Here is an 11,818-nt window from a genome sequence, read left to right on the forward strand (position 1 = left end):
CATACACGATGGCCTTGCGGCCTGGCGTCGCCACAACGCGCTTGCCCATCCCATGCCACCCCGGCTCCGCGTCGTTCTGACGGAAGACTTCGGGATCAAACTTCCAGGTCCATTCCTCGCCGCTCCGGCGCAGCGAGTGAAAGGCCATATAATCCATCAGAAATGGCACACCGACAGGCTGCGGCGGGGACAGCACGTATCGGCTGCGGGCGGTGGGATAGTCCGGATAGCGGCGTTGGGGCTTGTCTGGGTCGCCCGAGCCCGGACGCCCGTTTCCTTGCCGGTTTCGCTCCTCCAGCACCTCGGGTCGCAGCACCATCATATCGCACAGGATCAAGCCGGAAAACCGTTCCGCGGCCAACGCCATCGCGGTCAAGCCGACCGAAGCGCCAAAGCTGTGCGCAATGATGACAGGCTTGGCCGGTCCATCGAACAGACCAAGCGCCTCGGCAACCCCGACCATCTCTGCGCCGCGCGCCTGCGCGTCGCACCCGGGCCGGTTGGCGCTATCGCCCATTCCCGACAGGTCATAGGCGATGACGTGATGGTCCCCCGCCAGAAACGGTGCGATGAACGCAAAGCACCGCGCATGCGCCAGAAAGCCATGCGTCATCAGGATCGGAGGATGCGAGCGGTCGCCCCACCGAAAATAATGGATGCGCGTTCCCGCGACGTCGATGAAGCCTTCCTCGCGAGGCACGGCGAGTGCTTCATGAAACCAGCCGGGCAGCGCATCGGGCTGCGGTGCCCAGAGCGGATCGATGTCATCACGTGCGTCCACGCATGGAGCTCCTTGCAAACCGCTCGCACTTAGCGACCATTTCACGTCAGGACAAAGCCCTGAGATGCTGCAGGTTTGATGGTGACGGTGATGGCGTGCCCAGCGGGAAGCTTCGCTGGTGGATTGTCGTCGCAAATCACTGGCTGACGTTGAAACCGTTCTGACAGTTTATTGCCCATTCGGCATGCTGGAATGCTCCGGTTGCCCGATGCGGGATCGCAACCATTCGGGGTGAACAGGTGTCATTCCGTCTCATCAGACAGTTATCGCAGGCGTTCAAGCGTATGCGGTGGTGACGCCGCTCTGCCCAAACGCCTGCGATAACAGCTCTTTCATCGGCCGTTCGCGGTTCAGGGCCTGGTGATGGTGACGCCGCAGTCCGATGCCCGCACCCGGCCGGCGTGGATCTCGCGCATGTTGGTGAGCGCGGTGCGGCAGACCAGCACGCCGGATTTTTCTACGCGGCCCTTGGCCGGATCGCTCAACCGATAGCTGATCACCAGTCCACTGGTCAGCCCCACTGCCGGCGCGCCCAGCGCGGTCCAGACATTGCCGCGCTTCAACAGGCTGCCGCCCAGCGCTTCCGTGTAGAGGCGCAGCAGTTTGAGGTTGTCCTTGGCCACCGCTTCGAACTTGATGGCCATGCTCAGTTTGCTGGGGCTGGTGCCATCGGATTTGGTGATGGCGGCCCGGAAGTCCGTGGCCTGCTTGATCGCTGCATCCAGCACCACGGCCTTAGCCTTGCTGGCGGCGTCACCCTGCGCCAGCACGGCGCTGCATCCAGCGGCCTCTTGCAGGCGTTCTGTTTGTGCATCCAGCGCCGTCAGGAGCTCACTTTTGGCAAAATCCGGGTTGGCCAGATCATCCATAACGATGGCCTCGCTGCCAAGCTTGGCCGCAACAGCATTCCGCAGTTGCGAGGCAGACGGGGTTATCGTGATGCCGCGGATCACCGTATCCGTGCGCAGCAACGATAACGCCGCTCCAATGAGGGGCAAAGCGCCGGTGATGGCCAGGCGGTCATCATTTGGCGTGCACGTCGGATCGACGCGGGCAAGATCAACGGCGGCATCCAGAATCTTCAGATCGGCCTTGATGCCTTGGGCCAGGGTCAGGTCGATCGCCTGATTGCCGTCGAGCAGCAGGAACGGGCCAACGCCGATATCATCCTTGATTTTCTGGGCTGCCTTGGCCATCGCCCCTACCGCCAGCATCTGCGCCTCGATCTGGCCGGCGCCATCTTCCAGCGTGGTGGTGCCTTCGGCCGGCTTCAGCCCCAGCGCATCCATCCTGGCCGTCACCAGTGCCGATTCGGCGGCCACCAGGTCCTTGCGGGCGTTGATCAGATCCTTCTGAAGTTCGATCGCTTCCTTCTGCTTCTTGAGCTCGTCGGCCGCAGTCGCATCGGCAGTCTGGGCCAATGCCTGCGACGTGAGTGCCAGCGTGCTGGCGGCGATCAGGGCGTAGCGGTGCATCATGAGTCTCCCGTTCTGATGGTTGGATCACTGCTGTCGCACACGCAGGCCAACGCGGGGCGTGATGGGCATCACGCCCGCCCCCCCTTTGCGGCAACGGGGCTTCGTGGCAGGTTCGGGCTGGAAACGGCAGGACAGGCATGCAGATAGAGGCGGCAGTTGAGCGGGGGTTTCAGTGCAGGCCCGATGTTGCCGCCGCGGTGGCGACGCGGGCGCGGCTGCACATGTTCACCGCCCGGTCCACCATCATCTGGCAGGGCGAAACCCTGACCCACGCCTATCTGCTGATCGATGGCGAGGCGCACGAGATGATGCTGGCCGCCAATGGCCAGGAACTGCTGCTGCAGGTGCATGGGGCTGGCGCATTGCTTGGCGAACGGGGGCTGGTCGATGCCGCCGAGGCGCCGGCTTCGGTGATTGCCGTGAAGCCCAGCGCCAGCGCTGGCTTTGCCATTGCCGACTTCATCGCGCTGATGCAGCAGCATGGCTGCATCGGGCTGGCGGTGTCGCGCGCGATGATCGCCCGGGCCAGCGCGATGGCGCACAAGATGGCGGCCATGTCGCTGCTGTCCGCCACCGGGCGCATCTGTGCTGAACTGGCACGGCGCGGCCGCGCATCGCCGGACGGCGTGCTGCGCCCGGTGCCGGTGTGGAGCGAACTGGCCCGCGATGTGAACTCCACGCGCGAAACCGTATCGCGCACCATTGCAGATCTGAAACGGCGCGGCATCGTGCGGCAGGATGATGGCGCCCTGGTGATCGTCGCACCGCGGCTGCTGGATGATCTTGTTGTCTGACGTCATGCTTGGTTGCCGCGCGCGCTGATGGCATAAAGCGGCAACGCGTCCGTGCCGCGTTCGCCGGGCGCCTCACCGACAAATTCCTGAGAAAAATCAGGGCTGCGTAGCACCAACCCGGCCAGGAAATCGTCGGTCACATAAATGGCGCCGGCCGGCACCAGCGCCGCCAGCCGCGCAGCGCGGGCAAATGCCGGGCCATAGAGCGCCGCATGTCCGGTGAACGGATCGGGCGCAGCAGCAACCACGGCATAGTGCCCGGCGATGTGGACGCCGTGGCCAGGATCGGCGGCGGCCATGATGGCGGTGGCAGCGCGTGCGGCAAGTACTGGATCGGGCCATGCCAGCCGGGCGCCGGCGGGCGTGGCGGCGGCAGACAGCGGCGGCGGCAGGGCAGCGATGGCCTGTGCGATGCCGGCCAGCAGGGCCGGCGGTGCATCGGCCATCACCTCGATCACGGCAGCCAGTTGCTGCGGCGGACCGGCGGAGATCGGGGCGGCAATGGCGGCCTCCCCCGGCCAGACCAGCCGGTGCTGCTGCCGCCCGCCAGCCTGCCACAAACTCGCCTGCCGGGCGCTGTGGCCGCCATCGCCATCACCAGTGATCTGCAACTGCACGGCGGCGGCGGCGTGGCGCTGCGCCAGCAGGATGGCGCGGCCCATGGCGCGTTCCCCTGCCAGATCGATGGCCGCCGGCGTGATCGGCCCGCCGGGCTCCGTATCGATGCTGGCGGCAGCGGCCAGCACGGCGTTTGCCCGGGCAGTCCAGTCCGCGCCAAAGGGCGCCACCGACACGGCCATGAAGTCCGCCACCGGCGCCGGCAACACCACGTGCAGCGCCGCACCGTGCGCGATCACCGCTTCGGCAATCAGCACATCCGCCCCGGCACCGAGCGCGCCAAAGGCGTGCCGCACGCGTTCCGCGGCCAGGATGGCGGCAATCTCGGCAGGCCGGGGTGCCGCCGTGGCCGCCGCCATGCGCCCGGAAAACTGCAATATGCTGCCCGGGCGCAGCGCATCCAGCCATGCCGCATCATCGCCGGTGGCCGCGGCGATCAGGGCAAACTGGCGAAGCGTGGTGGCGTGATCTTCGGGCGCATCGGGGGCCAGCGCGATGGCCGCCACCAAAGCCGCCTCCGCATCGACGCGGCGGCCGAGCAGCAGCAGCGCCTCGGCCCGAGTGGCAGCGCGGTAATAGGGGGTTTCAGAATCGGGCGCGCCGCGGTCCTGCAGCGCCAGCACCTGCGCCGCGATCCGCCCTGCCCCGCCCGCGTCTCCGGCCAGCAGGGTGAGCGTGGCCGCGTTGATCAACGGATAGGTGGTGCCATCCAGTGTGGCAGCTGCAGTATAGGCCGCCGCCGCCTCGCCAAACAGCGCCCGCGCCGCTGCACCACTGCTGGCGCGCGCACGATCCTTCAGCAGCCGGCCCTTGACGGTCAGCGCCGCCGGATCATCATCGGCAAACCGGCCTGCCTGAAACCGCGCCCACGCGAGCGCGGTCGCGCCAGAACGCGCCAGCATGGTGATGGCAACCAGGGCGGGTGACGCCGTCATGTCGGCCGGTCGCCGCTGGCCCTAGCCGTCATTGCGCACCTTGGGATCGATGAAGACGTCGATTGGATCGGAACCGGGGCCGCCCGGGGCGGTGACGCAGATATTGAAGTCCAGATATTCGTCGCCAGAAACGCCGGCCGGTTTGGGCCGCACGATGAAGGACGCGATGCGACGGCGATTGCCAACGCTGAAGATGCGCGGTTCATACATCCGTGATGCGGCAAGTTCAGAAGCTGCGGTGATCGCCCGGTCGGTGCCATCGGCAAACTGGAAATGCGGCGCACGCAGCCAGATCAGCACCAGCGTGGGACCGGGCGACGTGAACGCGCCCTTGAAATCCAGATCGAAATTGCTGCGCAGGCCGCTCCAGCCCGGTTTCGCGATATCGCCAAAGTCACCGGTGAAGAGGTTCGCGGCGGCGGCATCGCTGCCGGGCGTTCTGGCAGCGCTGTTGCGGCGGCCATGCGAAACCTTCTGCATCGAAGGATAAAGGTTCAGGCTGGTGATCTGCATCAGATAGTGCCGGGCTGGGGGTACGTCATTTGCACCTGCTTCGCCCAGCGGAATCACGGCCGGCGGCTTTCCAAACAAATAACCCACGATCAAACTCCTTTCGGTTGGTTGCTGCCAACGGTGGCAAGTTCTCGGTTGAAATCGATGTTCCAGCGCGTGGACGGCGTCAGCCGGGCGGGTGGCGCGCGCGCGCGCGCCATCGCCGCCCATTTGCGGGCCGCCTCGCCATCGCCGAGCGCGCTTTGCCTGCGCGCCGCCAGGATCCGGCAGAAGGCATCAAGCTCCTGGCTGCCAAGCAGCATTTCGGGCGCGGCACAGGCGGACACATCGGCGGCGCCGGCCTGACCGATTGCCAGCCGGGCCTCGGCGGTGACCAGGCCGATCATCGTGCCAAGCAGGGCAACATCACGATTTTCCGGATCGGCGATGGCGGCCAGTGCCGGGCGCATGGCGGCCAGGCGTTCCAATGCCTGGCCCGGCGTGCCGGCGGCGATTTCCAGTCGCGCCGTACCAAGCTGGCTGCGCAGCCAATCGAGCCGGTTCTGCGCGCTCAGCGGATCGCGCTGGCGCAGGGTTTCCAGAGCCGCCGCCTGCCGCGCCCGCGCCGCCAACGCGCCCGGCACGTCGCCCGCCGCGCGCCGGCAATCCGCGATCCAGGCTTCGGCATCGGCCACATCGCGCACGGGATCGGCTTTGCCCGGCATCAGGGCTGCGGCCTGCCGAAACCAGTCGAGCGACTGGCGGAAATGTGCTTCGGCGGCAGCGGCATTGCCTTCGGCGCGCAGGGCCAAGGTGCCAAGATTGCTGGCGGCATAGCCGCTTTCCATGATCCATTCGGGATTGCCGGGTGCGATCCTGCGCAGCTGCGCAGCCAATGCGGCATAGCGCTGCCAGGCACCGCGGGCACCCGCGATGTCGGCGCGCCGCCAGGCGATCAACCCCTGCCAGTAAACGCTCTGCGCGTGTGCAAATATGCGCGCCGGGTCTTGCGACGCGCTGCCCAGCAGGGCCTCAGTGCTGCGCGCCGCCTCGGCAAGCTGCGCCGAAGCGGTGGCCAGATCGCCGCGCAATTCGGCATCTTCGGCCATGGCATGCAGGATACGGGCGCGCCGCTCTAGCGATGCGGGGGCCAGCCGGGTGAGATCGGCGCCCTGATAATAGGCAAGCGCGCGGCGGTTGGCGCTGGTCAGCACGTCCAGCCGGCCAACGCCCTTCAACTGATCGCGCAGATCGGTGAGCATATATTCCACCAGTCCCTCGGCTTGGCCGCGCTGCCGTTCGGCTTCGGCACGGGCACTGAAGGCAAACGCCGCCAGCACCCCCATCGCTAACATGCCGACCAGAGCGGCCACCGTGACCGCCGTCACGCGGCGCACGCGGCGCTGGGCCTCGCGCTGCACCAGGGCATCAAGATCGACCCCGGCGATGCCGGCAACAAGTTTCAACAGCGCCAGGCGGCGGCCATCACCAATCTTGCGGAAATCGGCGGCCAGCGGCTCGATCTGCGCGCCATCCGGGCCGACATGCAAGGCCGGCGCAAAGGCTTCGGACGGATCCCCCGCCCACAGCGCCACCAAGATGGGCCGATCGGCATGCAGGCGGCGAAATTCGCTGATTTCGGCGGCAACATAATGCGACCGAGCCGAAGCCGGCGTGGCCAGCACGATCAGACAGGCCGATGCCGCCAGCGCGCCGCGCACCTCGTCGGAAAGATCGTGGGCGGCGGCCAGTTCCTCGCGATCCTTGAAGATCGGCGATAGCCGGGCGGTGACCGGTCCGCGCGGCCCCATCTGGCCGACCAGGCGCGCCGGCACGACAAACGCCTCCAGCCGGCCATGCAGCCAGCGCGCCGCCGCGGAATCGGCGTGGCTATAGCTGATGAAGCCCTGATATGCGCGCCTTGCGGCCCCGGCCGTCAAACCTTCGCCCCCATATATCCCACCGCGCCGCCATGTCCGAGACACCGACAGGCTGCCACTCCGGATGGTTGAAGAAAAACCAGCGCGAGACAAGACCGCGCGGTGTGAAAAAGCAGCGAAATCAAAAAATTCACAATATGTGCAAGCGCGTGATGGCCGTCACGCGTTGCCCGCGACTGAACCATTATTGGTCATGTGTCGAAAACGCACAGGGGTCGAACACATGTATAGAGCAGAGTTGGCCGTTGACGAGATCATCACGCCATGGTCGGCCGCGCCGCCGGTGTCGTTGCGCTGCGACGACAGCAGCAGCCTGCTGGACGTGGTCGCAGTCAATCTACGCGACGGCCGCGATCAGATGGCCTCGCTGTCGATGCTGTCAGCCGGCTTGCGCGTGGCCCGCAGTTGCCTTTCAACCGCCGACTGGCAGGCCTATTGCCGGATGCTGCGTGATCATCCGCTGGGCGCTATCATGCGGCAGGATCCGCTCACCGCCCGCTGTGCAAACCGGCCGCGCGGCTATGCCGGCGACGCCGTCATGCTGGACATGATCTATGGCGAACCGATCCTTGCCGAGGCGCTGGCCGCCACAACGCCGCTGGGGCGGGTGATCAACCAGGTCGTCAACAATGTGCCGGCCACGGTGGCACTGCGCGAGCGCCGTGCCTTCATGGCACAGTGGGTGGATGCCGCGGCGGCGGCACGCCCGGCGCCCACCATCCTGACCGTGGCGGCCGGGCACCTGCGCGAAGCCGATGATTCCGCCGCCTGGGCCGCTGGCCAGATTGGCCGGTGGGTGGCGCTGGATCAGGATGCCGAAAGCTGTGCCGAAATCGCCGCCCGGCAAGGCAGCCAGATCGAGATCATGCCGGAATCGATCATGGCCATATTGAAAAGCGATTTCCCGGTGAACGACATTGATCTGGCCTATGCCGCCGGCCTGTACGATTATCTGCCACATCGGTTGGCGGCGCGGCTGACCCGGCGCCTGGTTGGCCTGCTGCGTCCGGGCGGCCGGTTCTGTTTTGCCAACTATGCCGCCGGCATTTGGGATGCGGGCTATATGGAAAGCGCCATGGATTGGTCGCTGATCCTGCGCAGCCCGGCCGACATGCAGGCCATTGCGGCCAGCGCCGGGCCGGATGTGGCGGTGCGTCATTGGTCCGGCGTGTATGGCGCCATCCATTATTGCGAGATCACCCGGCTGTGATCGGCGCCCTGCTCCTGTCTGGCGCGCGAACCGCATCGCCGGCGCTGCTGGTGTTTCTGGCGATCGTGCGGCGCGACATCGGGCCATTGGCGTTCAGCCTGATCGCCTGCGGCATCGCCGCCACCGTTGCCACCTTCCAGTTTTCGATCTTCACATCGTTCGTTGATGCCAGTTCGGCGGCACCACACTATCTGGCCGCAGATGCCTGGATCAGCGATCGCGGCGTGGAGTGCTTCGATTTCCCGTCGCCGTTGCCCGAAGGCTATGCCGGCACCCTGGCGGCGCTGTTGCCCGGCGCGCGTTTTGACCGCGTGGTGATGGGCTTCACAACCTATGTGTCGCCGGCTGGGCAGCGCGGCAATGTCGCGGTGATCGGCACGGATGCAAGCGGCCTCGGCCCGCGCGAGTTTCGCGCCGACATCTCCGAACAGGGCCGGCTTGGCCTGAGGCTGGTTGGCGGGCCGGCCGGCACAGAAGCCAGCATCGGCGGCCGCACCGTGCAGGCCGTGGGCAGCACGGATCAGCTCGCGACCTATCTGGGCGCCCCTTATGCCGTGCTGCGCTATGAAAGCGCGCATGAAGTGCTGAACATGCCGGCGGAAACCGCCAGCTATCTGATGGTGCGCTTTGCCGGCCCGCCGCCTGCAGACCTGCCCGAGCGCCTGGCCCGGATCGAGGCGCGCTATCCGGAACTGACCGCCCGCACCGGTGCCCAGTTCAACGCTGATTCCGCCCGCTATTGGCAGGGCAAGACCGGCGCCGGCGCCGCGATCCTGCTGGCCGCCGTGCTGGCCAGCCTGTTGATGGCGCTGCTGCTGGTGAATGGCATCGGCCGTTTTGTGCAGCGCCGCCACGATGATCTGGTATCGATGATCGGCCATGGCGCTTCTCCGGCGCAGCTCGCCATATTGCTGCTGTTGATCGGCCTGCTGCTGGTGCTTGCCAGCCTGACGCAAGCGCTGGTGGCGGTGCCGATGCTTGATCTGGTGACGAACGACTGGCTGCCCTGGGTGCGGTTCAAATCCGGCGATGCGCTGTTTGCCGTGGTGGTGGCGGGTGCGGCCTATCTGGCAGCGGTGGTCTCGGCCAACCAGGCGCTGGGGCGCTTTCCGCCTGATGCGATTTTCCGGTCATGATGGCCGCGCGTGACAACAAGGCCGGACGCGGCCGTCGCCGCCGCTGGTGGGTGGCCGGCGGCGCTGCGGCGTGCCTTCTGCTGCTTACCATGATGATCCAAATGCAGCAGTCCGCCGCCGAACCGGCCGCCCTGCCCGACCGCCATCGCCTCACGGCATCCGGCCGCATCGATGCCGCCGGAGAAGCGCGCTATCTGGCGGCCGAAATCGATGCCCGCATCGAACGCACATTTGTGCGGCCGGGCGATCAGGTCGCCGCCGGGCAACCCTTGCTAGCACTGGCCTGTGCCGACATGGCGGCCGATCTTGCGGCCATGCGGGCTGGTGCGGCCGCGGCGGCTGCGCAATCCCGCCTGGTGCTGGCCGGCCCCCGCCCCGAAGCCCTGGCCCAGGCAGAGGCCATGGCAGCGGCAGCGGCATCCCGGGCCAGCGACGCCCATCTCCAGTGGCAACGATCGCTGGCACTGCGGGCGAGCGGCTTTGTTTCGGAATTGCGGCTGTCTGCGCTTGAAGCCGACGCGCTGGCCCGCAAGGCGGAACATGAGGCCGCCGCGATGGCCGCCAGAACCTTGCACAACGGCGCCCGCCACGATGAACGCCGCGCGGCACTGGCAGCCGCCCAGGGCGCCCAAGCCAATGTGGCAGCGCTGGCGGCGCGGCTCGGCAAATGCCAGTTGCGTTCACCCGTGGCCGGCACCGTGTTGAAACTGCTGCGCCGCGAAGGCGAGTTTTCTGGCGGCAGCAGCGGCACGCCACTGGTGGTTGTGGGCGACCTCAGCCGTCTGATCGTGCGCGCGGAAATCGCCGACCGCGATGCCGCGCTGGTGCGCACAGGCATGGTGGCCGAGATCTGGGTTGATGGGCAGCCGCAGCGCTGGACGGGCAAGGTGATCGAAACATCGGCGCTGATGGGCCGCAAGACCGCGCGTTCGCTCGACCCGTCCGACCGATTTGATCGCGATATCCGCGAAGTCCTTGTGGCATTTGACCGGCCGCCGCCGGACATGCCGGTTGGCCTGCGGGTCAATATCGGGCTGCTGCCATGACTCTTACGATGCAGGACGTGCATTTCCGCATCGATCCCGCGAGGCCGTTGATTGCCGGCTTGTCGGCACAGTTCGAAAGCGGCCGCCTCGCCTGCCTGGCCGGCCCTTCTGGAGCCGGAAAGACCACCGTACTGTCGCTGTTGGGCGGCATAACCGTGCCTCAGGACGGGCAGATTCGCCACGGCGACAACGCGATATCCGTGCTCGGCGCGGCAGACCGGCGCCTGTGGCGCACGGCCAAGGTGGGATTTGTGTTCCAGACCTGCCGCTTGATCGACGTGCTCACCGTTCGGCAGCATATGGCGCTGGTCGCACGGCTGCGCCGCGATCCTGCGGCCAGCGCGGCCGGCTTGCGGATGATCAGCGAACTTGGCCTTGGCGACAAGCTGGATGCGCTGCCGGGCGCCCTGTCCGGCGGCGAAAAACAGCGGGTTGCCCTGGCCCAGGCACTGGCCCACCGGCCGGCCATCGTGCTTGCCGACGAACCCACCGCCGCACTCGACAATCGCAATGCCAGCGCCGTGGCCATGGTGCTGCGCGACTATGCCCGCAGCCACCGGGCGGTTGTCGTGACCGTCAGCCATGACATTGCGGTCATCGATTTGGCGGACGATATTGTGCATCTACAAAAATCCTAGTCTGTGTAGAATTTTGGTCTTGGCAGAGCTGGTGGAAGCAGCTCCAAATCGAGCCGACCATGACAGTGACCGGCCTTGCAAGAGCAGAAGGTTTGGCGCCAAATTGTGCTGATCGCCTCCTCAGGCTTGCATTCCTGTCTCCCGCCGTTGTCAAAGCCATCCTGAATGCAACCGCGCCCACCGAAATAAACCTCGAGCGATTGAAGGATGGTAAGCTCATCGCACCGTCCTGGGCGCAGCAGCATGGTCTGCTGGGCGTTGCCGCCGCGCGGCGCTGACCAACATTATCAATTCCTCACCGGCAAATTGGGCGACTGAGAAACGGGCCCACTTGAAGGGCTCAAACGACTTCAAAGCGCAGGCTCCGGTGAGTTTGACCGTGCAAAGGCCCGCAAAATGGGGGAGAAAATCCCTCCATCAGTAAAATCTATAATGATAACAATAATTTGGCGGTGGGCGAGAACCTGCGGGCGAACTCTCTCTAAATTAAGTATATGTTTTAAATAGGATTATTTCTATTGCGCAAAGTCAGAAACACTTTCAGTTTGGCAGGGGATCCAAGAAATCTGCAACAATCACTGATTCAAGTGCCAACCCCGCTTTCGGGCACGTGCATTGCAACCCTTGAATGGCAGCTTCTGGGCCGTTGAACGAACCCGCTGCGCGGGATTGGCGCTTGCTGTGATTGGTGACCATTAGCCTGCCGCTCTGGCCCTGATTGAGGGCGAGCCCGGGTGGGCAGATCATTTC

Annotated in this window: 12 protein-coding genes; 6 read left to right on the forward strand and 6 right to left on the reverse strand. The window is 66.1% G+C overall.

Features of this window, described 5'->3' with window-relative positions:
* Together RT662_RS10000 and RT662_RS10005 are read right to left on the reverse strand one after the other, a co-directional pair.
* A partial coding sequence (locus RT662_RS10000) for an alpha/beta hydrolase (RefSeq protein WP_313670566.1) occupies window positions 1–781 on the reverse strand: 781 nt, incomplete at its 3' end.
* A 350-nt stretch (window positions 782–1,131) separates the two neighbouring features.
* Window positions 1,132–2,256: a hypothetical protein gene (locus RT662_RS10005; protein WP_313670567.1), complete on the reverse strand. Its 1,125-nt coding sequence runs from the start codon at window positions 2,254–2,256 to the stop codon at window positions 1,132–1,134.
* A 224-nt stretch (window positions 2,257–2,480) separates the two neighbouring features.
* Here RT662_RS10005 and RT662_RS10010 point away from each other — a divergent pair, with 224 nt between their 5' ends.
* A complete protein-coding gene (locus tag RT662_RS10010; protein WP_313670568.1) occupies window positions 2,481–3,053 on the forward strand; it encodes a Crp/Fnr family transcriptional regulator in 573 nt (190 codons plus the stop codon).
* A gap of 2 nt (window positions 3,054–3,055) precedes the next feature.
* Here the strand turns inward: RT662_RS10010 and RT662_RS10015 are convergent, their stop codons facing one another.
* Genes RT662_RS10015 through RT662_RS10025 form a run of 3 tightly spaced genes read right to left on the reverse strand, consistent with a single transcriptional unit; the run spans window position 3,056 to window position 7,038 of the window.
* Window positions 3,056–4,606, reverse strand: coding sequence for a tetratricopeptide repeat-containing protein (locus tag RT662_RS10015; protein ID WP_313670569.1), 1,551 nt, complete (start codon window positions 4,604–4,606; stop codon window positions 3,056–3,058).
* A 21-nt stretch (window positions 4,607–4,627) separates the two neighbouring features.
* Entirely contained in the window at window positions 4,628–5,206 is a 579-nt protein-coding gene (locus RT662_RS10020) for a hypothetical protein (RefSeq protein ID WP_313670570.1), read from the reverse strand.
* A gap of 2 nt (window positions 5,207–5,208) precedes the next feature.
* Window positions 5,209–7,038, reverse strand: a complete 1,830-nt coding sequence (locus tag RT662_RS10025; RefSeq protein ID WP_313670571.1) for a toll/interleukin-1 receptor domain-containing protein — start codon at window positions 7,036–7,038, stop codon at window positions 5,209–5,211.
* A 223-nt stretch (window positions 7,039–7,261) separates the two neighbouring features.
* On the opposite strand from RT662_RS10025, the gene RT662_RS10030 reads away from it, so the two are divergent.
* From RT662_RS10030 to RT662_RS10050, 5 genes are read left to right on the forward strand one after another with little or no spacing between them, the layout of a single operon-like run.
* The gene (locus tag RT662_RS10030; protein ID WP_313670572.1) at window positions 7,262–8,248 is read left to right on the forward strand and encodes a class I SAM-dependent methyltransferase; all 987 of its coding nucleotides are present in this window, start codon (window positions 7,262–7,264) and stop codon (window positions 8,246–8,248) included.
* Window positions 8,245–9,384, forward strand: a complete 1,140-nt coding sequence (locus tag RT662_RS10035; RefSeq protein ID WP_313670573.1) for a hypothetical protein — start codon at window positions 8,245–8,247, stop codon at window positions 9,382–9,384. Before RT662_RS10030 ends, RT662_RS10035 begins: the two co-directional genes overlap by 4 nt.
* Window positions 9,384–10,430 carry an HlyD family secretion protein gene (locus tag RT662_RS10040; protein WP_313670574.1) on the forward strand — a complete coding sequence of 349 codons (1,047 nt, stop codon included), beginning with the start codon at window positions 9,384–9,386 and terminating at the stop codon, window positions 10,428–10,430. The genes RT662_RS10035 and RT662_RS10040 overlap by 1 nt, the downstream gene beginning before the upstream one ends.
* Window positions 10,427–11,068 carry an ABC transporter ATP-binding protein gene (locus tag RT662_RS10045; protein ID WP_313670575.1) on the forward strand — a complete coding sequence of 214 codons (642 nt, stop codon included), beginning with the start codon at window positions 10,427–10,429 and terminating at the stop codon, window positions 11,066–11,068. The genes RT662_RS10040 and RT662_RS10045 overlap by 4 nt, the downstream gene beginning before the upstream one ends.
* 59 nt (window positions 11,069–11,127) lie before the next feature.
* Complete coding sequence (locus RT662_RS10050; RefSeq protein ID WP_313670577.1) at window positions 11,128–11,346, forward strand: hypothetical protein; 219 nt, start codon at window positions 11,128–11,130, stop codon at window positions 11,344–11,346.
* Between the two features lie 262 nt (window positions 11,347–11,608).
* Here the strand turns inward: RT662_RS10050 and RT662_RS10055 are convergent.
* On the reverse strand, window positions 11,609–11,818 hold a 210-nt coding region (locus RT662_RS10055; RefSeq protein ID WP_313670579.1), incomplete at its 5' end, for a hypothetical protein.

It is taken from the genome of Sandarakinorhabdus sp., from assembly GCF_032115815.1.
In the GTDB taxonomy this organism is placed as follows: domain Bacteria; phylum Pseudomonadota; class Alphaproteobacteria; order Sphingomonadales; family Sphingomonadaceae; genus Sandarakinorhabdus.